A 23,809-nucleotide genomic window follows, 5' to 3' on the forward strand; every position below is an offset into this window, starting at 1 on the left:
TTTCATGACGCGCGCGGACTACCTTTTATTCATGCGCGCTTTATTCATTCTGCCGATCCTGATGCTTGCCATGCCCCTGCGGGCGGACCCGCTGGATGCGGTCCGCGCGCCGGGGGCTGTGGTGCTGATGCGTCACGCAACCGCCCCCGGAACAGGAGATCCGCCCGGGTTCCGTTTGGGCGACTGCACCACGCAGCGTAACCTGTCGGCCGCGGGCCGGGCCGAGGCGCGGGCTATCGGCGCGCGGTTACGCGACGCAGGTATCGGGTTTGATGCGATTCTGACCTCGGAATGGTGCCGCGCCCGCGACACGGCAGACCTGCTCGGCCTTGGCCCGGTCACAGCCTTTCCGGCGGTGAATTCCTTTTTTGCCGACCGACGGGATGAACCCGGCCAAACTGCGGCCGTGCTGGCCCATCTGGCCGCGTTGCCGGAAGGTGCCCGCGTGCTGATCGTGACCCATCAGGTCAACATCACCGCGCTGACCGGCATCGTGCCGCGCTCGGGCGAGGCAGTGGTGGCGCAACGGGCAGGGCAAGGGTTGCAGGTCACCGGTCGCCTGCCGCCGCCCTGAGGCCCGCCAAATGAAAACGGCCCCCGAAGGGGCCGCTTGTCGTCAGGCGCTGCGGCTGTGCCGCTTGCGCTCATGCGGGTCCAGATAGCGTTTGCGCATCCGCACCGATTTCGGCGTTACCTCGACCAGTTCGTCATCGTCGATATAGGCGATGCACTGCTCAAGGCTCAGCTTGACCGGCGTGGTCAGGCGCACCGCTTCATCCGTGCCCGATGCGCGCACGTTGGTCAGCTGCTTGCCCTTAAGCGGGTTGACCTCAAGGTCATTGTCGCGGCTGTGCTCGCCAATGATCATGCCGGTGTAGACCGGTTCCTGCACGCCGATGAAGAAGTGGCCGCGATCTTCCAGCTTCCACATCGCATAAGCGACCGAAATGCCGGCTTCCATCGAGATCAGCACGCCCTGACGGCGCCCTTCAATTGCGCCCTTGTGCGGGGCCCAGCCGTGGAACACGCGGTTCAGAACCCCGGTGCCGCGCGTGTCGGTCATGAACTGGCCGTGATAACCGATCAGGCCGCGCGATGGCACATGGGCGATGATCCGGGTCTTGCCGGCCCCTGCGGGTTTCATCTCGACCAGATCGCCCTTGCGCGGGCCGGTCAGCTTTTCGATCACCGGGCCGGTGTATTCGTCATCCACGTCGATGGTGACTTCCTCGATCGGCTCTTGGCGCACGCCGTCTTCTTCTTTGAACAGCACGCGCGGGCGGCTGATCGACAGCTCGAACCCCTCACGGCGCATGTTCTCGATCAGCACGCCCATCTGCAATTCGCCGCGCCCCGCCACTTCAAAGGCGTCGCCGCCCGGGGTGTCGGTGACCTTGATCGCCACGTTGATCTCGGCTTCCTTCATCAGACGCTCGCGGATCACGCGGGACTGAACCTTGTTGCCTTCCTTGCCCGCCAGCGGCGAGTCGTTGATGCCGAAGGTGATCGAGATGGTCGGCGGGTCAATCGGCTGCGCGGGCAGGGCGGTATCCACCTCCAGCGCGCACAGGGTATCGGCAACGGTGGCCTTGGTCATGCCGGCCAGCGTGACAATGTCGCCCGCTTCAGCCGCATCAATCGGCGTCATCACCAGACCACGATAGGCCAGCACTTTCGACACGCGGAACTGCTCCAGCCGCTCGCCATCGCGGGACAGCGCCTTGATGGTTTCACCGGCGCGCAGGGTGCCTGCTTCAACCCGGCCGGTCAGGATACGGCCGATGAACGGATCAGCCGACAGAGTGGTTGCCAGCATCTGAAACGGTTCGGCCCGGCGCGCGATCTGCTTTGGTTCCGGCACATGCTTGATGACCAGTTCGTACAGCGCGGACAGGTCCTTGCGCGGCCCGTCAAGTTCCACATCGGCCCAGCCGGACCGGCCCGAGGCGTACAGCACCGGGAAATCGAGCTGATCATCATCAGCGCCAAGGTTGGCGAACAGGTCAAACACCTCGTTAAGCGCGCGGTCGGGTTCGGCATCGGCCTTGTCGACCTTGTTCAGCACCACAATCGGGCGCAGGCCAAGGGCAAGCGCCTTTGAGGTCACGAATTTGGTTTGCGGCATCGGGCCTTCGGCCGCGTCCACCAGCAGCACAACACCGTCAACCATCGACAGGATGCGTTCCACCTCGCCACCAAAGTCAGCGTGGCCGGGGGTGTCAACGATGTTGATCCGTGCACCGCCCCATTCCAGCGAAGTACATTTCGCAAGAATGGTGATGCCACGCTCACGTTCGATATCGTTGCTGTCCATGGCGCGTTCGGCGACGGCCTGGTTGTCGCGGAAAGACCCCGACTGTTTCAGAAGCTCGTCGACGAGCGTGGTTTTGCCATGGTCAACGTGTGCGATGATGGCAATGTTGCGAAGCTCCATCGGGAGGGGTCACTTTCAATAGGGTCTGAGGATTGTTGCGCAGCCCTTACAGGGTTTTCCCCGCATTGGCCAGTGCCGATCACAGCTTGGTCATGTCGCGACGTAACGGTCGCGGCGATGGTTGATGGCGATGATCAGATTGATCACCACTGCGCCCAGCAAGGACCACAGAACCGTGGCCAGCGGGAACAGGAACAGCGCCACCGAAAAGATCACCGCATCGGCGCACAACTGTACGTATCCGGCGCGGAACCCGGTCTTGTCCTGCACGATCAGCGCCACCACCCCCAGCCCGCCGAGTGATCCGTTGTGACGGAAGATCACCAGCAGGCCCACCCCGGTCAGCGCGCCAAAAATGATCGCGGCCAGCGGCGTCGACAGCTGCGCGAAGGTGATATGGTCGGGGATGATCAGCGTCAGCCCCGACAGGGCGGTGACAGAGATCAGCGATTTGGCGGTGAACTGTGGCCCCAGCCGCAGCCAGGCCAGCAGATAGAACGGCAGGTTGATGACAAAGAACACCACGCCAAAGCTCCACCCCGTCAGGTACGAGATGATCACCGCAACCCCGGCCGTCTGCCCGGTGATCAGCCCGGCATGGGTCAGGAATTGCAGGGCGATGGCACAGAGGAACACGCCAAGCGCGAACCCTTGGGCGTCTTCGGTCACCGTATGTCTTGCGGTATCTTTCATGGCTGGGAAACTATGGCAGCCATTCTGACCTGTCCAGCCCTTTTCCTGCCATACATTGGCCCCGATGCTCTTGTTTCTTAAGACAAGCATCAAATGGGCTGTAAGACAGGCAAGGCAGATCATGCAGGCAAAACGCGCATTAGAGATTGTGTCCAGCTCTCTGGCTGACGCCCCCCCCGATCAGGTATCGGCGCTGTCGGCCAGGCTGGATCAGATGATCCGGCTGACCGAAGAGTCGCTGCATCTGCAACGGGTGGCGCTGCTGGAGGCGGGCCATATCCTGCGCTTTCATTCCGGGCTGACCCCGGTTGCGCTGTCCTTGCCCGAGGCGCAGGACGATTACGTGCAGCGCGTCATCCTGCGGACCCGCCAGTTCTATGAGGCGCGGCTGCTGGCCACGGTGCAGGGCCTCGGGCTGATCAAGCCGGGTGCCACCGTCTGCGATATCGGGGCCAATATCGGCAATGCGGCGGTGTTTTTCGGCAAGGTGCTGGGGGCCGGGCGCGTGGTGGCGTTCGAGCCGCTGCCGCAGGCCTACACGACGCTGCGCCGCAATCTTGACCTGAACGGTCTCTCTGATGCGTTGGCCTATCGCTGCATGGTGGGGGCAGAATCGGGACGCGGTGATATTGCCCGCTTCAACCCGCGCAATATCGGTGCGACCAGTTTTATTCCGATTCCCGACGGTCCGGTGCCGATGGTGTCGCTGGATGATCTGATTGAGGCGGAAGAGCTGCAGGGCCTGTCCTTCCTCAAGGTCGATGTCGAAGGCATGCATCTGGAGGTGTTGCAGGGTGCCAAACAGGTGATTGCCACCCACAGGCCCGCAATCTGGGTCGCGCTGACCGATGCCGGCAGCGATTACGCGGCCACCGCCGCCCTGCTGGAACCGCTGGGATACAGGGCCACGCCGATTGGCCCGAATGACTTTGTCTTTGCGCAGACCGCATGAAAAAATCCGGGGGGCATGTACCCCCCGGACCCTTATATGCTGAAAACTGTCTCAGCCCTTGAGTGCCCGGTTCAGATACTCATCCACCTTCTCCAGATAGCCCATCGTGGTCATCCACTTCTGGTCAGGTCCGACCAGCAGCGCCAGATCCTTGGTCATGTGGCCATCTTCCACCGCATCGACAGTGACCTTTTCCAGCGTGCTGGCAAAACGCAGAAGCTGATCATTGTTGTCCAGCTTGGCGCGGTGCTTGAGCCCGCCGGTCCAGGCAAAGATCGACGCGATCGAGTTGGTCGATGTCTGCTGACCCTTCTGGTGCTGGCGGTAGTGGCGGGTCACCGTGCCATGCGCGGCCTCGGCTTCGACCACCTGCCCATCGGGGGTCATCAGGATAGAGGTCATCAGCCCAAGGCTGCCAAAGCCCTGCGCCACGGTGTCGGACTGCACATCACCGTCATAGTTCTTGCAGGCCCAGACATAACCGCCCGACCATTTCATCGCCGATGCCACCATATCGTCGATCAGGCGGTGTTCGTAATGGATGCCGGCGGCCTTGAACCTATCTTCGAACTCTTCGGCGTAAACCTTTGCAAACAGGTCTTTGAACCGGCCGTCATAGGCTTTCAGGATGGTGTTTTTGGTGCTGAGGTAAACCGGCCAGCCCTTCATCAACCCGTAGTTCAGCGACGAGCGGGCAAAGTCGATGATCGAGTCGTCAAGGTTGTACATCGACATGTAAACCCCCGCAGAAGGCGCGGAATAGACGTCTTTTTCGATCACCGTGCCGTCGTCGCCGACAAATTTCATCGTCAGCTTGCCCGCGCCGGGAAAGCGGAAATCGGTGGCGCGGTACTGGTCGCCAAAGGCATGGCGGCCCACCACAATCGGCTGGGTCCAGCCCGGCACCAGACGCGGCACGTTCTGGCAGATGATCGGCTCGCGAAAGATCACGCCGCCAAGAATGTTGCGGATCGTGCCGTTGGGCGAGCGCCACATTTGTTTGAGGCCGAACTCCTCCACCCGCTGCTCATCGGGTGTGATGGTCGCGCATTTGACGCCGACGCCGTAGGTCTTGATGGCTTCGGCGGCATCAATGGTGATCTGGTCATTGGTGCGATCCCGCTCCTCGATGCCAAGATCGTAATACTTCAGGTCTATATCCAGATAGGGCAGGATCAGCTTTTTCTTGATGAAATCCCAGATGATCCGGGTCATTTCATCGCCGTCGAGTTCGACAACGGGGTTTGCCACCTTGATCTTGGTCATAATCGCCCTTTCGGTGTAAGATTCGGTTGCCGTCTCTATAGCGCAAACCGGGCCGACAGGGAAGGATTGTATGCAATTGCATACCGAAAATGCGAGCGATCAGAGAAAGAACGCCGCCGCCTTTACCTTCACCCAATCCCACAGCGCAGGGGCACCGCGCGCGATCTTGGTTCCAACGCGGGTTTCCAACTGGTCTGCGGTGACGTTATAGGTGGTCCACGTCCCGCCGCCCGACATCAGGTTGGCCATCACGGGCTGTACCCGGTCAAGGCTTTTGGCGAAGATGGCATCGGGGGTTTCAGCGGCTTCGAACTCTTGCCACATCGCACGAAGATCATCGCGCAAATCGCTGGGAAGCAAGCCGAAAATCCGGTCTGCCGCGCGCTGTTCGGCGGCCATCGTCGTCGCTGACCCATGCGCCAGCCCATTCGCAGAGTGGATCGGCACGTCGCCCACGTCGATTTCCACCAGATCATGGATCAACAGCATGCGGATCACGCGGTTGATATCCACGCCCGCGGCGGCGTGATCGGCCAGAACCAGCGCGTAAAGCGCCAAATGCCAGGAATGCTCGCCCGAGTTTTCCACCCGCGACCCGTCAACCAGCGTGGTTGCGCGCAGCACCGATTTCAGCCGGTCAGCCTCATTCAGAAAGGCAAACTGCGCCTCCAGCCGGGACGCAGGCGTGCCGGAACCATCCACGCTAATGCCCGCCCTTTTCCGCCTCACGCGGGGCGTCGGGCAGTTTGGCCCCGGCGCGTTTGGCGGCAAGCGCTTTGTTCAGAAACTCCCGCCCGCGTTTTTCGGCCAGCCGGATGCGGATCGAGGTCATGAAGGCCTCTTGCAGGGTGGGAGACGAGGCACCCACCACTTTGGCGACCTGTTCGTAGAAATACGGATCATCCAGATCGACCGAGCCCGCCAGCACATCGCGGGCAAGGCCATCGGCCAGATCCTGGATGAAATCGCTCACCGCGTGACCTCACCCAGACGGCGGCGGACGTAATCCGACACGGTGCCGATCATCGGCTGCATGTGGGCCTCTTCATCCTTGAAGAAATGGTCCGCGCCGTCGATCTCGGTATGGGTGATGGTGATGCCCTTCTGCTCATGCAGTTTGCCCACCAGCGTCTTGGTATCTTTCGGCGGGGCCACCTTGTCGGCGGACCCATTGATGATCAGACCAGACGAGGGGCAAGGCGCGAGGAACGAAAAGTCATACAGGTTGGCCGGCGGGGCGACCGAGATGAATCCGGTGATCTCTGGCCGCCGCATCAGCAGCTGCATGCCGATCCAGGCACCAAAACTGAAGCCCGCCACCCAGCAATGCTTGGCGTTCTGGTTCATCGATTGCAGGTAATCCAGCGCACTGGCCGCATCGGACAATTCGCCAATGCCCTGATCATATTCACCCTGAGACCGCCCGACGCCACGGAAATTGAACCGCAGCACGGTAAAGCCTAAGTTGTAAAAGGCGTAGTGCAGGTTATACACCACCTTGTTGTTCATGGTCCCGCCATAGGCAGGGTGCGGATGCAAAACGATGGCGATGGGGGCGTCGCGGTCCTTTTGCGGGTGGTATCGGCCTTCAAGTCGGCCTTCGGGGCCTGCGAAGATCACTTCGGGCATGTGTTTCCTGCCTGTCTTTCCCGCGAGCGATTTCTTGACGGTACCGCTCGGCATATCTAGAACCGTTCTAAAGCATGACGTGTCAACATGTGACGGGGCCAGCCTACGGGTCGATTTCAGGTAATGGCCCCTGTGTTCCGCGTCAATCCATTAGCGGGCGGTATTTCCGCCATTCAGGGGTCTGAACATGAAACTCTCGACCAAAGGGCGCTATGCGATGGTGGCATTGGCCGATCTTGCGCTGATGGAGGCCAAGGCCAAAGCCGGAGAGCTGGTGTCGCTGGCAGCGATTGCCAAGCGGCAGGACATCTCCTTGCCATATCTGGAGCAGTTGTTTGTCAAACTGCGCCGCGCCAAATTGGTCGAGGCGGTGCGGGGGCCGGGCGGTGGCTATAAGCTCGCGCGCCCCCCGGCCGAGATCCGGGTGTCCGAGGTGATGGAGGCGGTCGAGGAAACCGTGGATGCGATGCACACCGGGGCAGGGGCATCGGGTGGCGTATCGGGGTCGCGGGCGCAAAGCCTGACCAACCGGCTGTGGGAAGGGCTTTCGGCCAACGTCTATGTCTTCCTGCACCAGACCCGGCTGTCGGATGTGATCCGCAATGAAATGCGGCCCTGTCCGGCGGTGCCGGCGCTGTTTCGCGTGGTGGATGAAGAATGACCCGCCTGTATCTGGACTGGAACGCCACCACGCCCCTGCGCCCTGAGGCACGGGCGGCGATGGGTGCGGCGATGGATGTTGTCGGCAACCCATCAAGCGTACATGCCGAAGGCCGCGCCGCCAAAGCGCTGATCGAAAAATCCCGCGCGCAGCTTGCTGCTGCCTTGGGCGCGGATGGGGCGGATATCGTCTTTACCTCTGGCGCGACCGAAGCGGCGGCCCTGGCCTCGGCAGGTCGCGATCTGGCCTGTTCGGAGGTGGAGCATGACGCGGTTCTGGCCTGGTGCGAACCACTGCTGACGGTGGATGCCGCGGGCCGGATCGAGGCCAATGTGCCGCGCGAATCCGCCATCCAACTGGCCAATTCCGAGACTGGCATCCTGCAGGATCTGCCGCAGGGCCTCGCGCTGTCAGACCTGACGCAGGCCTTTGGCAAGGTGCCGATGGCGTTCAACTGGCTGGGCTGCGACATGGGAATGGTCTCGGCGCACAAGCTTGGCGGGCCAAAGGGCGTGGGCGCGCTTGTCATCCGGCAGGGGCTGGAGACTCATGCACAGATGCGCGGCGGCGGGCAGGAAATGGGCCGCAGGGCAGGCACGGAAAACCTGATCGGCATCGCCGGATTTGCTGCCGCCGCAGAAGCGGCGGCGCGCGATCTGGCCAATGGGGTCTGGGAGGAGGTGGCTGAAATTAGAAATATTCTAGATTCAGCATTGTCGGCCCTCGCAAACAATACTATTTCAGTCGGAAAAGAAGTGTCGCGGCTTCCCAATACCCTGTGCCTGATCGCACCGGGCTGGAAAGGCGAGACGCAGGTGATGGCGATGGATCTTGCGGGCTTTGCCGTTTCGGCAGGCTCGGCCTGTTCCAGCGGCAAGGTGCGTGCCAGCCGGGTGTTGCGGGCGATGGGCTATGAGGACGGGTTGGCCGCACAGGCGATCCGTCTGTCGATCGGCCCCGGCATTTCGCGCGACGATGTGGTGCGCTTTGCTGAGGTCTGGGCCGCAGCTTACGCCAAGGCGCAGGCTCGCGCCGCATGAATTTCGGGCTGCAAGGCCCTGAGAAAAAAGGATATGTCCGATGGACGGTGTTGAAGTGGAAGTGCGTGAAGGTGTGGATCGGGAAACGATCGAAACCGTGCAGGCGATGTCCGGCAAATACAAACACGGCTGGGAAACCGACATCGAGATGGACTATGCCCCCAAGGGCCTGTCGGAAGATATTGTCCGCCTGATCAGTTCCAAGAACGACGAACCGCAGTGGATGCTGGACTGGCGGCTGGCGGCGTACCGCCGCTGGGTGAAGATGACAGAGCCGACCTGGGCGATGGTGAACTACCCGACGATCGACTATCAGGACCAGTACTACTATGCCAAACCCAAGAGCATGGCGGTCAAACCCAAGTCGCTGGATGAGGTGGACCCCAAGCTGCTGGCCACTTATGCCAAGCTGGGCATCCCGCTGAAGGAACAGGCGCTGCTGGCCGGGGTCGAAACCCCCGAGGGGGAGCGCAAGGTGGCGGTGGATGCGGTGTTCGATTCCGTATCGCTGGGAACCACGTTCAAGGGTGAACTGGCCAAGGCGGGGGTGATCTTCTGCTCGATCTCGGAAGCCGTGCGCGAGCATCCGGAACTGGTTCAGAAATACATCGGCTCGGTCGTGCCACCGACCGACAACTTCTTTGCCACCCTGAATTCGGCGGTGTTTTCCGACGGGTCGTTCGTCTACATCCCGCCGGGCACCCGCTGCCCGATGGAATTGTCGACCTATTTCCGGATCAATGCCGAAAATACCGGGCAGTTCGAGCGCACGTTGATCATCTGCGACCGGGGGGCTTATGTCTCCTACCTCGAAGGCTGCACCGCGCCGAAGCGCGACATCCCGCAACTTCATGCGGCGGTGGTGGAAATCGTGATTCTTGAGGATGCCGAGGTCAAATATTCGACCGTGCAGAACTGGTATCCGGGCGATGAAAACGGAGTGGGCGGCATCTACAACTTTGTCACCAAACGCGCCGATTGCCGCGAGGCGCGGGCCAAGGTGATGTGGACGCAGGTGGAAACCGGGTCGGCGATCACCTGGAAATACCCGTCCTGCATCCTGCGCGGCGACGACAGCCAAGGTGAATTCTATTCCATTGCCATCGCCAACAACGCGCAGCAGGCCGATACCGGCACCAAGATGATCCACCTTGGCAAGCGCACAAAATCGCGCATCGTGTCCAAGGGCATTTCCGCAGGCCGGGCACAGAACACCTATCGCGGGCTGGTGTCGATGCACCCGAAGGCCACCGACAGCCGCAACTATACCCAATGCGACAGCCTGCTGATCGGCGACAAATGCGGGGCGCATACGGTGCCCTACATCGAGGTCAAGAACAACTCCAGCCGGGTGGAGCATGAGGCGACCACGTCGAAGGTGGATGAGGATCAGCTGTTCTATTGCCGGTCGCGCGGGATGGACGAGGAAGAGGCGGTTGCCCTGGTGGTGAACGGTTTCTGCAAGGATGTGCTGCAAGCCCTGCCGATGGAATTCGCCATGGAGGCGCAGGCGCTGGTGGCGATCTCGCTTGAAGGTTCGGTCGGGTAAAGCCGCAAGTTTGAAAACAATTCGGGCGCCAAGCGCTGTTCCAAAACGTCTAGAAAGCCGCAAAAAATGCTGAATATCAAGAACCTGCACGTCAAACTTGAAGAAGAAGACAAGGTCATTCTGAACGGCGTCGATCTGTCCATCGGTGCCGGAGAGGTCCATGCCATCATGGGGCCGAACGGGTCGGGCAAATCGACCCTGTCTTATGTTCTGGCCGGGCGCGAAGGCTATACCGTGACCGATGGCTCTGCGCTGCTGGAAGGCGAAGAGCTGCTGGAGCTGGAACCCGAAGCGCGCGCGGCAGCGGGCCTGTTCCTTGCGTTCCAGTACCCGGTTGAAATTCCCGGCGTCGGCAACATGACCTTTCTGCGCACGGCGGTAAACGCACAGCGCAAGGCGCGCGGCGAAGAAGAGCTGTCTGCCGGCGAGTTCCTGAAAATCGTGCGCGCCAAAGCGAAAACCTTGCAGATCGACGCTGACATGCTGAAACGCCCTGTCAATGTGGGCTTCTCGGGCGGCGAGAAAAAGCGCAACGAGATCCTGCAGATGGCGATGCTGGAACCCAAGATGTGCATTCTGGACGAAACCGATTCCGGGCTGGATGTCGACGCGATGAAACTGGTGGCCGAAGGCGTGAACGCGCTGCGCGATGCGGGGCGGTCTTTCCTTGTCATCACGCATTATCAACGGCTTCTGGACCATATCAAACCTGATTTCGTGCACATCATGGCCGCTGGTCGGATCATCAAGTCCGGCGGACCAGAATTGGCGCTGGAGGTCGAGAACAACGGCTACGCCGACCTGCTGGCGGAGGCGGAATGATGCTGGTGCAGGCGAAAACCGACGCGCTGACCGCGCGCAGCGGGGCGCTGACGGTTTCTGGCAGCGGCTGGCTGGGGGCGGCGCGGCGCGATGCTGTCGCGCGGCTGGCCGCCATGGGCCTGCCCACGAAGCGCGATGAATACTGGCGCTACACCGATCCGGCCAGCCTGACTGCTGCCACGCCGACCCCCGCCGCGCTGTTTGACGCAGGCGATGAGGCCCCGGCCTTCGATGGCATTGACGCGGTAAAGCTGGTGTTTGTCGACGGCGTGTTCGATCCAGCGCAATCAGATGATCCGGCGTTGGCGGGGGTGGAGATTACGCATCTGTCGCAAGCAGAGGGCGTTGATATCCACTGGGCGCGCGACGTGTACGGCGTGCTGGAAACCCGGGGCCAGACCCCGGTGCAGCGCCCCTTGGCCACACTGAACACCGCCTATGCGACGCAAGGGTTCCTGATCCGCGCAACCGCAAAGGCGGCCAAGCCCGTGTCATTTCTTTATCAAAACAGATCAACCACTTCCGACGCGCTTTTGCACCATTGCATCAAGCTGGAACACGGGGCCGAACTGACCCTTCTGGAAAGCGGCCCAGCCGCCGCCCGCATCACTGCGGTGATGGAGGTGGAGGTCGCCGATGGGGCCCGCTTTCACCACATCCGCAGTCAGGGCCGCGACCACGAACGCCGCGCGGCGACGCATGTGTTTTCACGTGTCGGGGCAGGGGCTTTGTTCAAGTCCTTCACGCTGACTGCCAATGGCTGCCTGACCCGGAATGAGCAGATCGTCGAACTGGTCGGCAATGACGGCGTGGCCCATGTGGCAGGGGCTGCGGTGGGCGATGGCATCTTTCACCATGATGACACCGTGTTCATGACCCATGAAGGCCAGCGGTGTGAAAGCCGTCAGGTGTTCAAGAAGGTGCTGATGAACGGTGCCGTCGGTGTGTTTCAGGGCAAGATTCTTGTGAAACAAGGCGCGCAGAAGACCGATGGCTATCAGATTAGCCAGAGCCTGCTGCTCGATGGCGACAGCCAGTTTCTGGCCAAGCCGGAGCTGGAAATCTACGCCGATGATGTGAAGTGCAGCCATGGCAGCACCTCGGGCGCAATTGACGATACCGCGCTTTTCTACCTGCAATCGCGCGGTGTGCCCAAGCGGATGGCGCAAAGCCTGCTGGTGCTGGCCTTTCTGGCCGAGGCCATCGGCGAGATCGAGGATGAGGCCATCGCCGAAGACATCCGCTCGCGTCTGGAAGGCTGGCTGCAACGCCATGAACACTGATGTCGATCACAACCGATATCGTTGAAACCTGGCGGCGGCCGCGCGTTGTGGTGCGCAGGCATCTGGCGCGCGGGCAGTCTGAGCCCTTTGCCTTCAGCCTGCTGGTGGCCTTTCTGGTGCTGGCCTTTGTGGCGCAATGGCCTGCCGCTTCGCGCGCGGCGTTCGAGGATGGCAATACGCCCGTGGCACCGCGACTTCTTGCCATTGCGCTGGCGCTGTTGGCGACGATTCCGCTGTGGTATGGTCTGGCAGCGGCCAGCCGTCTGGTGGCGCGGGTCTTCGGGGGCAGGGGCAGTTGGTATGGTGCGCGCATCGCGCTGTTCTGGTCGCTGGTGGCGATCACGCCCTTGATGCTGCTGCAGGGTCTGGTCTCGGGCCTGATCGGCCCCGGTCCCGGCCTGACGGCGGTGGGCGCGATTGCGGCGGTGGGGTTTGTGGTTTTCTGGGCGTTGGCCCTGATCGAAGTGGAACGCTGAATGGACCTGTCGCTGTCATCCTTGCTGTCTTTGGCCCGCTTTACTGTGCAAAACCCGCGGGAAGGCGCGCGGATGGTGATGGGGGCCAACCTGCCCATGGCCGCGCGCTGGGTGGCTCTGGCGCTGATGGCGGTGACATCGGCCATTCTGGCGCATCTGGCCTTTGCGCTTATGCCGGCAGAGGCGCGCTCGGCGATGGACGGGGCGATGTCGAGCCCGCTGACCAGCGCTGTCATGCAAGGCGGGCTGATGCTGATCGCCGTTTTTGTCATGCACGCGGTCGGCCGCTGGCGGGGCGGCACCGGACGGTTCGAGGATGCGCTGATCCTGATGATCTGGTTGCAGTTCATTCTGTTGATCCTGCAGGTGGTGCAGATTGTCACGCAGGTGCTGCTGCCCCCGGCATCGGTGTTGGTGGGATACGTTTCGGTTGGCATTTTCCTGTGGTTGCTCAGTAACTTTGTGGCCGAGCTTCATGGATTTTCTTCAGTCTTGATGACGTTTTTGGGGGTGCTGGTGACATTGCTGGTCATCGGTTTCGCCTTGGCATTGCTGCTGATCCCGTTCGTGGGGCCGATGGTATGACGGGCCTTGATGTCGCACAGATCCGCGCCGATTTTCCGATCCTGTCGCGGCAGGTGAATGGCAAGCCACTTGTCTATCTGGACAACGGCGCCTCGGCGCAAAAGCCCCAATGCGTCATTGATGCGGTGACCACGGCCTATTCTATGGAATATGCCAATGTTCACAGGGGCTTGCACTACCTTTCCAATCTTGCGACCGACAAGTATGAAGCGGTGCGCGGCATCATCGCGCGGTTTTTGAACGCGGGGTCGGAGGACGAGATTGTCTTTACCACCGGCACCACCGAGGCGATCAACCTGATCTCTTACGCCTGGGCCGCACCCCGGTTTGAACCCGGTGATGAGGTGGTGCTGAGCATCATGGAGCATCACGCCAATATCGTGCCCTGGCATTTCCTGCGCGAACGGCAGGGCGTGGTGCTGAAATGGGTCGATTGTGACGCCAATGGCGATCTGGACCCGCAGGCGGTGATTGATGCGATTGGTCCGCGCACCAAACTGGTGGCGATCACCCATATGTCAAACGTGCTGGGCACCGTGGTGGATGTGGCCAGCATTTGCCACGCCGCCCGCGCGCGGGGGGTGGCCACGCTGGTAGACGGGTCGCAATCGGCGGTGCATATGCCCATCGACGTGCAGGCCATGGGCTGCGATTTCTTCGCCATCACCGGACATAAGCTTTACGGGCCAAGCGGTTCCGGCGCGATCTTCATCCGACGTGACAGGATGGATGAGATGCGGCCGTTCCTGGGTGGCGGCGACATGATCCGCGAGGTCGGGCGCGATACGGTCACCTACAACGACGCGCCAATGAAATTCGAGGCTGGCACACCGGGCATCGTGCAGCAGACGGGTCTGGGCGTGGCGCTGACTTATCTTATGGACATCGGGATGGACCGGATTACCGCGCATGAGCGGGGCTTGCGGGACTATGCGCAGACCCGGCTGTCTGGCCTTAACTGGCTGAACATTCAGGGCAATGCGGCGACCAAGGGAGCGATTTTCAGCTTCACGCTGAACGGTGCTGCCCATGCGCATGATATCTCGACCATTCTCGACAAACGCGGCATTGCGGTGCGCGCGGGCACGCATTGTGCCATGCCGCTGATGGCGCATATGGGCGTTGGGGCCACATGCCGCGCGTCTTTCGCGATGTATAACACGTCATCAGAGGTCGATGCGCTGGTCAGCGCGCTGGAGTTCTGCCACGAGATTTTCGGCTGACGCCCGGATTTTTTGCCAAGTCAGGCCCGTGGCATTTCCTTTCCCGTTGCAGGGCCGCGCCAAGGCCGCTATAGAACCCCGCAGGCACCCATAGCTCAGCTGGATAGAGCGTTGCCCTCCGAAGGCAAAGGTCGCACGTTCGAATCGTGCTGGGTGCACCAGATCTCTTACATCAAGTGTTGCAGGGGGCTGAATGGCCCGTACTTTGCTTCAATGTCCTGTTAACCGATAATGCATATTATGTAATATAAAGATCTTGTGGCGCTGGGAACCGGCCCTAAACCACGGCCAGTTCCCGGAACGCCCGGCCTTCGACCATGCGCGCCACGGAAAGATCGCTCAGGTCAATCGTCTGCCAGCCCCCCGTGAGGATGTGTTCGGCAATGCCGCGCCCCACGGCGGGCGCTTGTTGCAACCCGTGGCCGGAGAAGCCGTTGCACAGCACAAGGTTCGGCACATCCGGATGCGGCCCCAGAATGGCGTTCTGGTCCAGCGTGTTATAGGCGTAATGCCCGACCCAGTGCCGCACCACCTTGACCGCATCGAACCCCGGCGCGCGGGCGTAAAGCTGTTCCCAGATCACCTCTTCAAACAGGTGCAGGTCCGGCTCGAAATCATCCGCCGCGCATGGGCCATCATCCTGTGGCACCGTGGCGGTGATCCAGTGGTTTTGCTCGGGCCGCAGGTAGAACCCGGCATCGACCAGCAAAGGCGCATCCGGGTGGCGCGCGTTGGGCGCGTCGATGACAAAGACCGTGCGTTTGCGCGGCTCTACTGCCAAGGACAGGCCCGCCATCTGGCACACCTGCGCGGCACGGGTGCCGGCGGCGTTGACCGCAAAGCGGCAGGCCACGTCTCCTGCCCGCTCCAGCACCACGCCCGCCACCTGACCGCCCGCCATGCGCAGCCCCGTCACCCGTTCGGTCACAAAGCGCGCGCCCTGCGCCTTGGCCTGCGCGCGAAAGCCTGACAGCAGGCCCATGTTGTCAAACCAACCCTCGCCCGTCGCGCCAAAGCTGCCTGCGGTCAGGTCGTCCACCTCCAGCCACGGAAAGCGCGCCTTGATCTGTGCAGGCGTCCACACCTCTGTCGCAGCCCCATGCGCGCGCTGCATCTGCGCCACGTCGTTCAAGGTGGTGGCCCCGTCGGCACTGTGCGCCAGAAACAGATAGCCCTGTTCCTTCAGCCCCAGATCCAGCCCCATCCGCGCCTTGAAATCGCGGATAAAGCCGATGCCAAAGCGCGAAACCTGCACATTGACCGCCGTGGTGAACTGCTGCCGGATCGACGCCACTGACAGCGCGGTCGAGGCGCGGGCGAATGTCGGGTCCTGCTCGACCACCAGCACATCGAGGCCCGGCTGCATCAGCGTCAGCCAATAGGCAACCGACGCCCCCATCACCGCTCCGCCGATGACCACCACATCCGCCTGCATCATACGCCCTTTTCAGAATCACAGAAGTTTGACCAAACGGCCAACGAGGGTTAGAACAACACTCGGGGTCAAGGACAAGGTGCCTTCACGGGCAGAACGATGGGGACCAACATGACGGCAGCTCTGCCGCTTATTTCGAGCATGGCCGAGGCCGGCACGGTGGATGAGGTCTGGGGCCTGGCTACGGGGTTTTTCGGCAGCCTTGGCTTTGGCCGCGCCAACTATGGATTTACCCGCTTTTTGTACATGCGCAACGTGGGCGACCCGGATGACGCGATTTTCCTGACCACCGGCGATGCCGACTATGCCCGATTCTATTTTCAGAACGGCTTTTACGCCCGCACCCCGGTGTATCGCTGGGCGGTGTCGAATGTCGGGGCCTGCACCTGGAAATGGGTCAGGGACGCATTCGAGGCCGGGCAGCTGACGCCCGAGGAAATGGATGCCGTCCGGCAGAACGCCGCCATCGGCATCGTCGCCGGCGTGTCGATCAGCTTTCCCGAAGCGTCAACTCGGTCCAAGGGCGCGCTGGGTCTGATTGCCGATCCCGGCATCAGCGCTGATCAGGTCGAGGCGATCTGGGACCGGCACAGGGACGAGCTGATGGCGGTGGCCCATCTGATGCATCTCAAGATCATCACCCTGCCCCAGCCCGCCGCCAAGCGCAGCCTGACGACTCGCCAGCGGCAGGCGCTGGAATGGGTGGCCGATGGCAAGACCACGCAGGATGTGGCGATGCTGATGGAGGTTTCCCCCGCAATGGTGGAAAAACACCTGCGTCTGGCACGCGAAGCGCTACAGGTAGAGACGACGACACAAGCTGTTGCAAAAGCTTCACTTTTGAACATGATTTTCCAGCGTGTTTCTAAGGCTCCGATGGTAGGGAAATCCTGACTTACGCAGCGTCACCTTTTGACGCATTGTGGACGGGTTCCGTGAGTGGTCGCCTTCGGGCAATGGAACGGCCAGTGGCAGGCAATGCATTTACATTGTTTTGACACGGGTCATCTCTCGGCCCCGGGGATCTCCAGTCCCTTGGGTTTTTAACTCTGCTGGTCGCGTCAATTGCAGGCCTGACCGTCAGACTGTTCCGCTTGTGCTTTGTCCTCATCCCCAATGGTGTGGCGCAAGCAAATTGCGGTGCGTCCCGTCAGGGGCGCACCGTTTTTTTGTGTCTGGTCCTGCGCTGGTCTGCGCCCCCTGCCCTGCGCCAGGCTGGTCTGCCATGAAAAAGGGCGGCCCGAGGACCGCCCTGTTCCCGTCCGGTCGGGCTGAAATCAGCCCTGAACCATTTTCGCGACTTCTGCCGCGAAATCTTCTTCTTTTTTCTCGATGCCTTCGCCGACGGCTACGCGGGCATAGCCCACGATCTCGACACCGGCCTCTTTGGCGGCTTGTTCCACCGTCAGGTCGGGGTTGATGACAAAGGCCTGACCCAGCAGCGTGTTTTCGGCCAGGAATTTCTTCATGCGGCCCGGGATGATGTTCTGGGTGATCACGTTCTCGGGCTTGGGCTTGGCCGAGGTCGCGTTTTCTTCCAGTGCCTTGGCGGTCTGCACGGTCAGCTCACGCTCGACCACAACCGGGTCCATCGTGGCTTCCGACAGCGACAGCGGTGCGGTGGCGGCGATGTGCATGGCGAACTGCTTGCCGATGGCCTGTGCCTTGTCGGCCGGGCCGTTCAGCGCGACCAGCACGCCGATCTTGCCCATGCCATCAGCGGCAGCGTTGTGGACATAGGACACAACGGTTTCGCCCTCAAGGATGTGCATCCGGCGGAAGGTCATGTTCTCGCCAATGCGGGCGATCGATTCCTGAATCACCTCATCAACGGTCTTGCCGTTCAGGTGCGCGGCTTTCACCACTTCAACCGAATCGCCAGTGGTCAGCGCCACATTGGCAACATCGCGCACCAGCGCCTGAAAGTCGGCGTTCTTGGCGACAAAGTCGGTTTCCGAGTTGATCTCGACAGCCACGCCCTTGCCGGTGGTCACAGCCACGCCGACCAGACCTTCGGCAGCGACACGGTCGGCCTTCTTGGCGGCTTTGGCCAGACCCTTGGTGCGCAGCCAGTCGATGGCGGCATCCATGTCGCCATTGCTTTCGGTCAGGGCCTTTTTCACGTCCATCATGCCTGCGCCGGTGGATTCGCGCAGTTCTTTCACCATTGCTGCGGTGATTGTCATGGTCAGTCTCCCGAATTCCATAAAATGGGGTTGGCGGGGGTTATCCCCCCGCCATGTCACAAATTGACGACAGCCAATCAGGCTTCGGCAGGGGCTTCTTCCAGCGCTTCTTCGGCAGGCGCTTCTTCCAGCGCGCCAAGGTCAACGCCAGCCGCGCCCATCTGGGCCGACATGCCGTCAAGCGCTGCACGGGCGATCAGCTCGCAATAGAGCGCAATCGCACGGGCCGCATCGTCGTTGCCGGGGATCACATAATCCACGCCGCGTGGCGAGCAGTTGGTGTCGACCACGGCCACAACCGGAATGCCCAGCTTCTTGGCTTCCAGAATCGCCAGGTCTTCCTTGCCCACATCGATGATGAAGATCAGGTCAGGCGTGCCGCCCATTTCGCGGATGCCGCCAAGCGAGGCCTGCAGCTTGGCCTGATCGCGTTCCATGCCAAGACGTTCTTTCTTGGTCAGACCTTCGGCACCGGCAGCCAGCCGCTCGTCGATCTGCTTCAGACGCTGGATCGAGGCGGAAATGGTTTTCCAGTTGGTCAGCGTGCCGCCCAGCCAGCGGTGGTTCATGTAGAACTGCGCGCAACGCTCTGCGGCTTCGGCAATCGGCTTTTGCGCCTGACGCTTGGTGCCGACGAACAGGATGCGGCCGCCCTTGGCAACCGTGTCACGCACGACCTTGAGCGCCTGATCCAGCATCGGAACAGTCTGCGTCAGGTCAAGGATGTGAATCCCGTTGCGGTCGCCGTAGATGTATTCGCCCATCTTCGGGTTCCAGCGTTGCGTCTGGTGACCGTAGTGAACGCCAGCTTCAAGCAGCTGACGCATGGTAAATTCTGGGAGCGCCATGTCCATGTATCCTTTTCCGGTTTGCGCCTCGGCAAGTGTTCTCAGGGTTTCCCCCAACCGGTGGACCAAACGGGATGTCTCCCCGTCATGGCCCGCACCTGCCTGTGAAGTGGCGTGTCGTTACCCCCATCGCCGTGCAATGGCAAGCGTGAACCTTGTGCTGCACTGCAGAAAGACTAGAATAAGCCGAAAGGAGATTGCGCATGGCAACCAAGATCAATCTGGCCCTGCAGGGCGGCGGCGCGCATGGGGCTTTTACCTGGGGCGTGCTCGACCGGCTGCTGGACGAAGACAGCATCGAGATCGCCGCGATTTCCGGCACCTCGGCGGGCGCGCTGAATGCGGCAGCGCTGAAGGCGGGGATGATTTCGGGCGGGCGCAAGGGCGCGAAGGCATCGCTTGCCAAGCTGTGGCGCGATGTGGCGCGGGTGTCTGATCTGCGCATCCCAGAATGGATGCAGCCGATGGTTCCCGGGTTCGAGGCGCTGGGGCAGTTTGCGATGTCGATGTCGCCGTTTTCACCGGCGGGCATGGCTGCACAAGTCTACACCCCCTATGCATGGGGGCCGATGTGGCGCAACCCGCTGGAGCGGATCGTGCGGCGGCTGGATTTCAGCCGGGTCTGCGCAGACGACGGCCCGCGCCTCTATATCGGGGCCACACGGGTTGATACCGGGCGTATCCGCATCTTTTCAGGCGAAGAGATCACCCCCGAGGCGCTGATGGCCTCGGCCTGTCTGCCGACGGTGTTTCAGGCGGTGGAAATCGACGGCCATGCCTATTGGGATGGCGGCTACGCCGGCAATCCGGCGATGTTCCCGCTGTACCAGCCCGATCTGCCCGATGATGTGCTGATTGTGTCGATCAACCCCCTGCTGCGCGAAGGGGTGCCGAAAACCCCGATCGACATTCAGAACCGGGTCAATGAAATCAGCTTCAATTCGGCCCTGCTGGGCGAGTTGCGCGCCGTGCATTTCGTGCGGCGCCTGCTGCGTGACGGGCGGCTGGAAAGCGGCACCATGAAGGCGATCCGCACCCATCTGATCAGCGATGATGCGCTGATGACCGAAATGACCGGGGCCACCAAGATGTCGCCTTCGCCCACGCTGATTGCGCGGCTGCGGGCTGCCGGACATGCGGCAACCGATACGTTTCTGGAAGCGCATGGCAAAAAGCTGGGGCACGAGGCCAGCTTTGATCTGCGAACCCTATTTGGCTGACGGATTGCGCACCGGCACCCCGGCGGCTTCCTTGCCGTTGGGGTAGACCAGCCCGGCCGAGATGATAAGCTTGGCCGCGTCTTCCACCTTCATGTCCAGATAGACCACGTCTTTTTCCGGCACATAGAGAAGGAACCCCGAGGTCGGGTTGGGCGTGGTCGGCAAAAAGATCGAGATCACGTCCAGATAGCCTTCGTGATTCAGCTTGGCCTGCAATTCACCCTTGGCGCGGGTCGACACAAAGCCGATGGCCCAGATATGTTCCTTGGGGTACTGCACCAGACAGGCACGTTCAAAGCTGCTTTCATTCTGCGAAAACACGGTTTCGGCAATCTGCTTCAACCCGTTGTACAGCGAGCGGACCACCGGCATCCGGTCGACCAGCCCTTCGGCCCAGGTCAGGAACTTGCGCCCGATAAAGCCCTTGCCCAGCCAGCCGATAAAGACGGTGAAGACCAGAAACACCGCCACGCCAACCCCGCGCACCGGGATGGTCGCCTCAGGTCCGAACCATTGCCGCACCAGAACGTCGGGCTTCCACGGACCGGGGATCAGCGGCAGGATCCAGCCGTCGATCCAGCCCACCACGGTCCAGATCAGATAGATCGTCAGCCCGATGGGCAGCACCACCACAAGCCCGGTCAGGAATGACGCGCGCAGACCTGCAAGCAGGCTGCGTCGTTTGGTCGGGTGGTGTGGTTCTGACATGATCCCTCGCTGTTGCGGTGATAATTAGGCAAGGGTCCGTCAAGGCACAATGGGCTGATGCTGCAAGCCCCCTGTCGCCACGTGAAATTTATGCGACAGGCGGCACCGTTGCCGCCATTTCGCGCGCGATGGCCGAGGCCAGCCGTGCGTTGTTCAGCACCAGCGCGATATTCGCGGTCAGTGACCGACCTTCGGTCATCTCATACATCCGGTCCAGCAGATAGGGCGTCACCGCCTTGGCGCTGATGCCATCTGCCTGCGCCTGTTGCAGCGCGGCTTCGATCACCGGGGTAATCTCGGCGCTGGCAATCTCGGCCTCATGCGGGATCGGGTTGGCCACCAGTTGCCCGCCGGGCAGGCCAAGGGCTGTGCGCATCCGCTGGGCCGCCGCGATCTGCGCCGCACTGTCCATCCGCAGCGGAGCTTTCAGGCCAGAAGACCGCGACCAGAACGCCGGAAAGTCATCCTGACCGTAAGCGATCACGGGCACGCCATGGGTTTCCAGCACCTCCAGCGTTTTGGGCAGGTCCAGAATGGCCTTGGCCCCCGCCGCCACCACCGTCACCGGGGTCGCCGCCAGTTCCAGCAGGTCGGCGCTGATGTCAAAGGTCGTCTCCGCCCCGCGATGCACGCCGCCGATGCCCCCCGTTGCAAAGACATGGATGCCCGCCAGATGGGCGCAGATCATCGTTGCCGCCACAGTGGTCGCCCCGATGCCGCCGGTGGCAAGGCAGGCCGCAAGGTCCGCCCGGCTCAGCTTGGCCACGTTCTGCGCCTGCCCCAGCCGGTCCAGTTCCTCTGCCGTCAGGCCAATGTGAATCCGCCCATCCACGATGGCGATGGTGGCGGGCACGGCGCCATGGGCGCGGATCTCATCTTCGACCGCGCGGGCGGTTTCCACGTTCTGCGGAAACGGCATGCCGTGGGTGATGATGGTGGATTCCAGCGCCACGATGGCGGCACCTTGCGCGCGGGCCTGTGCGACTTCGGGCGAATAGGTCAGGGGAAGGGTCATGATCCGATATCTCCAGAAACGTAATCGGCAGCCGCCAGCAGCGCCGCCTGTAAGGCTTGTGCACGGGATGCCCCGCGCGCTTCGGCCACGATGTGGGCCGCCATGAAGGTGTCGCCCGCACCGGTGACGCGGGTGACCAGCACCTGCGGCGGTTGCCCGGTGATCACCCCCTGCCCCGCCGTGCCCATGGCCGCGTCGCGCCCGCCGTCCGTGACCAGCACCCGCGCGGCACCCCGCGCCAGCAGGGCCGACGCCGCCTCGGCCGCGCTGTCGAACCGGCCCTTGGCGATCAGCCCGGCCTCTTCAAGGTTGACATAGAGCGTGGCGCGCGGATGCCCCAGCAGCGGCATCAGGCGTTCGGCCTTGCCGGGGCTGGCCGGGGCCACCCGCAGATCGGCGCGGGAAAACAGCGGCGAGCGGGCAATGTCGGAAATCAGCGCCTCGGTCAGATTGCCATCCAGCGCGATCAGCCCGGCATAGGGTGCCGTTTCGGACCCCAGCGTGCCATCGCCCAAAGCGCGCAAGATCTTGTCGCCCGCCATTTCCAGTGAATGCGCATCGGCAATCGCGGCAATCAGCCCGTTGGCACCTTCAATCGCCATATAGCGGTCGGTGGGCAGATCGTCCGACCGGTATACATGCCCACACTCCAGCCCCATCCGCAGACAGGCCGCGATCAGCTCATCGCCCTCGGCGTCGCGGCCCAGGGCGGTGAGCAGCGCGGGCCGCAGGCCAAAGCGCGTCAGCGTCATCGCGATGTTCAGCACGACGCCCCCGGGCAGCCGCGTGATCCGTCCCGGCACATCCGACCCCAGCCGCAAAGACGCAGGCGCGCGGCCGATGATGTCCCACAGGACCGATCCAATGCACAGAATGTCGCTCATAAGGCCCCCTGTAATGGGGGCCTTGATGGCGCGGCGTTACAGCGCCGTCCAGCCCCCATCGACCGAAATCGTGGTGCCGGTGATCTGCGCGCCTGCATTCGACGCAAGGAACACCGCGATGCCGCCGATCTGTTCCACAGTGGCGAAATCACCGCTGGGCTGACGGTCCAGCATCACCTTCTTGATTACGGTTTCCCGGTCCATGTTGTGCTTTTTCATCTGATCGGGGATCTGGCTTTCGACCATCGGGGTCAGCACATAGCCGGGGCAGATCGCATTGGCGGTAATCCCCTGCCCCGCACATTCCAGCGCCGTCACCTTGGTAAATCCGACCTGACCATGCTTGGCCGCCACGTAAGCCCCCTTGTAGGGGCTGGCCGTCAGCCCATGGGCCGAGGCGATGTTGATCACCCGGCCCCATCCGGCCTTGCGCATCAAAGGCAAAGCGGCGGCGGTGGTGTGGAAGGTGGAGTTCAGGTTGATGGCAATGATCCGGTCCCAGCTGTCCACCGGAAACTCTTCGATCGCCGCGACATGCTGAATGCCAGCGTTGTTCACCAGAATATCGCAGGAACCGGCCTTTTCGATCAGCTTGCGACACTCGTCGCCCTTCGACATATCGGCCTGAATATACCGAACTGCCACGCCATGCTTTTGCGCCAGCTCCTTGGCCAGTGCATGGTCTTCGTCCTTGTCGGTAAAGCTGTTAAGCACAAGGTCGGCCCCGGCACGGGCCAGCTCTTCTGCGATGCCCAGTCCGATCCCGGATGTCGATCCGGTGATGACGGCGGTCTTGCCCTTCAGGCTCATGGCGTTCCCCTATTTTGCGTTCGCGGCAGCTTACATGCTGCAGGCGCGAATGACAGGGGGAGTGATTTCACAATGCCAAAAAAAACGCCG

General features: G+C 62.0%; 25 protein-coding genes and 1 tRNA gene. 13 read left to right on the forward strand and 13 right to left on the reverse strand.

Annotated elements, in window-relative coordinates:
- The first annotated feature begins 31 nt into the window (after positions 1-31).
- Positions 32-574, forward strand: coding sequence for a histidine phosphatase family protein (locus EEB11_RS00685; RefSeq protein ID WP_135428450.1), 543 nt, complete (start codon positions 32-34; stop codon positions 572-574).
- 42 nt (positions 575-616) lie between these two features.
- Here EEB11_RS00685 and typA read toward each other — a convergent pair whose 3' ends face one another.
- Together typA and EEB11_RS00695 are read right to left on the reverse strand one after the other, a co-directional pair.
- Positions 617-2,434 carry a translational GTPase TypA gene (gene typA, locus EEB11_RS00690; RefSeq protein WP_135428452.1) on the reverse strand — a complete coding sequence of 606 codons (1,818 nt, stop codon included), beginning with the start codon at positions 2,432-2,434 and terminating at the stop codon, positions 617-619.
- A gap of 90 nt (positions 2,435-2,524) precedes the next feature.
- Entirely contained in the window at positions 2,525-3,127 is a 603-nt protein-coding gene (locus EEB11_RS00695) for a YitT family protein (RefSeq protein WP_135428454.1), read from the reverse strand.
- 121 nt (positions 3,128-3,248) lie between these two features.
- Here EEB11_RS00695 and EEB11_RS00700 point away from each other — a divergent pair, with 121 nt between their 5' ends.
- Positions 3,249-4,079 (forward strand): FkbM family methyltransferase, encoded by an 831-nt coding sequence (locus EEB11_RS00700; RefSeq protein ID WP_167852618.1) that lies wholly within the window; start codon positions 3,249-3,251, stop codon positions 4,077-4,079.
- A 51-nt stretch (positions 4,080-4,130) separates the two neighbouring features.
- Here EEB11_RS00700 and EEB11_RS00705 read toward each other — a convergent pair whose 3' ends face one another.
- The 4 genes from EEB11_RS00705 to EEB11_RS00720 all read right to left on the reverse strand — a co-directional run bounded on the left by EEB11_RS00705 (position 4,131) and on the right by EEB11_RS00720 (position 6,974).
- Complete coding sequence (locus tag EEB11_RS00705; RefSeq protein ID WP_135428458.1) at positions 4,131-5,345, reverse strand: NADP-dependent isocitrate dehydrogenase; 1,215 nt, start codon at positions 5,343-5,345, stop codon at positions 4,131-4,133.
- Between the two features lie 99 nt (positions 5,346-5,444).
- On the reverse strand, positions 5,445-6,047 hold the full coding sequence (locus EEB11_RS00710; protein ID WP_135428460.1) for an HD domain-containing protein: 603 nt from the start codon (positions 6,045-6,047) through the stop codon (positions 5,445-5,447).
- Between the two features lies 1 nt (position 6,048).
- The gene (locus EEB11_RS00715) at positions 6,049-6,318 is read right to left on the reverse strand and encodes a hypothetical protein (RefSeq protein WP_245298716.1); all 270 of its coding nucleotides are present in this window, start codon (positions 6,316-6,318) and stop codon (positions 6,049-6,051) included.
- Positions 6,315-6,974: an alpha/beta hydrolase gene (locus EEB11_RS00720; protein ID WP_135428462.1), complete on the reverse strand. Its 660-nt coding sequence runs from the start codon at positions 6,972-6,974 to the stop codon at positions 6,315-6,317. The genes EEB11_RS00715 and EEB11_RS00720 overlap by 4 nt, the downstream gene beginning before the upstream one ends.
- A 187-nt stretch (positions 6,975-7,161) precedes the next feature.
- Here EEB11_RS00720 and iscR point away from each other — a divergent pair, with 187 nt between their 5' ends.
- The 9 genes from iscR to EEB11_RS00765 all read left to right on the forward strand — a co-directional run bounded on the left by iscR (position 7,162) and on the right by EEB11_RS00765 (position 14,774).
- Positions 7,162-7,635, forward strand: coding sequence for a Fe-S cluster assembly transcriptional regulator IscR (gene iscR, locus EEB11_RS00725; protein WP_135428464.1), 474 nt, complete (start codon positions 7,162-7,164; stop codon positions 7,633-7,635).
- Positions 7,632-8,675, forward strand: coding sequence for a cysteine desulfurase family protein (locus EEB11_RS00730; RefSeq protein ID WP_135428466.1), 1,044 nt, complete (start codon positions 7,632-7,634; stop codon positions 8,673-8,675). Before iscR ends, EEB11_RS00730 begins: the two co-directional genes overlap by 4 nt.
- A gap of 40 nt (positions 8,676-8,715) precedes the next feature.
- Positions 8,716-10,224, forward strand: coding sequence for a Fe-S cluster assembly protein SufB (gene sufB, locus EEB11_RS00735; RefSeq protein ID WP_135428468.1), 1,509 nt, complete (start codon positions 8,716-8,718; stop codon positions 10,222-10,224).
- 66 nt (positions 10,225-10,290) lie between these two features.
- Positions 10,291-11,046, forward strand: coding sequence for a Fe-S cluster assembly ATPase SufC (gene sufC, locus EEB11_RS00740; protein ID WP_135428470.1), 756 nt, complete (start codon positions 10,291-10,293; stop codon positions 11,044-11,046).
- Positions 11,043-12,329, forward strand: coding sequence for a SufB/SufD family protein (locus EEB11_RS00745; RefSeq protein WP_135428472.1), 1,287 nt, complete (start codon positions 11,043-11,045; stop codon positions 12,327-12,329). The genes sufC and EEB11_RS00745 overlap by 4 nt, the downstream gene beginning before the upstream one ends.
- A complete protein-coding gene (locus EEB11_RS00750; RefSeq protein ID WP_135428474.1) occupies positions 12,329-12,805 on the forward strand; it encodes a YIP1 family protein in 477 nt (158 codons plus the stop codon). Before EEB11_RS00745 ends, EEB11_RS00750 begins: the two co-directional genes overlap by 1 nt.
- The gene (locus tag EEB11_RS00755) at positions 12,806-13,390 is read left to right on the forward strand and encodes a Yip1 family protein (protein ID WP_135428476.1); all 585 of its coding nucleotides are present in this window, start codon (positions 12,806-12,808) and stop codon (positions 13,388-13,390) included.
- A complete protein-coding gene (locus EEB11_RS00760) occupies positions 13,387-14,613 on the forward strand; it encodes a cysteine desulfurase (protein ID WP_135428478.1) in 1,227 nt (408 codons plus the stop codon). The genes EEB11_RS00755 and EEB11_RS00760 overlap by 4 nt, the downstream gene beginning before the upstream one ends.
- Before the next feature lie 84 nt (positions 14,614-14,697).
- Positions 14,698-14,774 (forward strand) — tRNA-Arg (locus EEB11_RS00765).
- A gap of 116 nt (positions 14,775-14,890) precedes the next feature.
- Here EEB11_RS00765 and EEB11_RS00770 read toward each other — a convergent pair.
- Positions 14,891-16,048, reverse strand: a complete 1,158-nt coding sequence (locus EEB11_RS00770) for an NAD(P)/FAD-dependent oxidoreductase (RefSeq protein WP_245298717.1) — start codon at positions 16,046-16,048, stop codon at positions 14,891-14,893.
- 111 nt (positions 16,049-16,159) lie between these two features.
- Here EEB11_RS00770 and EEB11_RS00775 point away from each other — a divergent pair, with 111 nt between their 5' ends.
- Positions 16,160-16,942, forward strand: coding sequence for a helix-turn-helix transcriptional regulator (locus tag EEB11_RS00775; protein ID WP_167852619.1), 783 nt, complete (start codon positions 16,160-16,162; stop codon positions 16,940-16,942).
- 383 nt (positions 16,943-17,325) lie between these two features.
- Here EEB11_RS00775 and tsf read toward each other — a convergent pair whose 3' ends face one another.
- Both tsf and rpsB read right to left on the reverse strand, forming a co-directional pair.
- Positions 17,326-18,234 carry a translation elongation factor Ts gene (gene tsf, locus EEB11_RS00780; RefSeq protein ID WP_135428484.1) on the reverse strand — a complete coding sequence of 303 codons (909 nt, stop codon included), beginning with the start codon at positions 18,232-18,234 and terminating at the stop codon, positions 17,326-17,328.
- A 77-nt stretch (positions 18,235-18,311) separates the two neighbouring features.
- Positions 18,312-19,088: a 30S ribosomal protein S2 gene (gene rpsB / locus EEB11_RS00785; RefSeq protein ID WP_135428486.1), complete on the reverse strand. Its 777-nt coding sequence runs from the start codon at positions 19,086-19,088 to the stop codon at positions 18,312-18,314.
- Between the two features lie 197 nt (positions 19,089-19,285).
- Between rpsB and EEB11_RS00790 the strand changes: the two genes are divergently transcribed.
- Positions 19,286-20,302, forward strand: a complete 1,017-nt coding sequence (locus EEB11_RS00790) for a patatin-like phospholipase family protein (RefSeq protein WP_135428489.1) — start codon at positions 19,286-19,288, stop codon at positions 20,300-20,302.
- Here the strand turns inward: EEB11_RS00790 and EEB11_RS00795 are convergent.
- The 4 genes from EEB11_RS00795 to EEB11_RS00810 all read right to left on the reverse strand — a co-directional run bounded on the left by EEB11_RS00795 (position 20,291) and on the right by EEB11_RS00810 (position 23,719).
- Positions 20,291-21,010, reverse strand: coding sequence for a DUF502 domain-containing protein (locus EEB11_RS00795; protein WP_135428491.1), 720 nt, complete (start codon positions 21,008-21,010; stop codon positions 20,291-20,293). The two genes, EEB11_RS00790 and EEB11_RS00795, sit on opposite strands and share 12 nt — an antisense overlap.
- 88 nt (positions 21,011-21,098) lie before the next feature.
- A complete protein-coding gene (locus EEB11_RS00800; protein ID WP_135428493.1) occupies positions 21,099-22,025 on the reverse strand; it encodes a pseudouridine-5'-phosphate glycosidase in 927 nt (308 codons plus the stop codon).
- Positions 22,022-22,909: a PfkB family carbohydrate kinase gene (locus tag EEB11_RS00805; RefSeq protein ID WP_135428495.1), complete on the reverse strand. Its 888-nt coding sequence runs from the start codon at positions 22,907-22,909 to the stop codon at positions 22,022-22,024. The genes EEB11_RS00800 and EEB11_RS00805 overlap by 4 nt, the downstream gene beginning before the upstream one ends.
- A gap of 36 nt (positions 22,910-22,945) precedes the next feature.
- Positions 22,946-23,719, reverse strand: a complete 774-nt coding sequence (locus EEB11_RS00810) for a 3-hydroxybutyrate dehydrogenase (protein ID WP_135428497.1) — start codon at positions 23,717-23,719, stop codon at positions 22,946-22,948.
- Between the last annotated feature and the right edge of the window lie 90 nt (positions 23,720-23,809).

Source organism: Pseudotabrizicola sediminis (genome assembly GCF_004745575.1).
Taxonomy (GTDB): Bacteria; Pseudomonadota; Alphaproteobacteria; order Rhodobacterales; family Rhodobacteraceae; genus Pseudotabrizicola; species Pseudotabrizicola sediminis.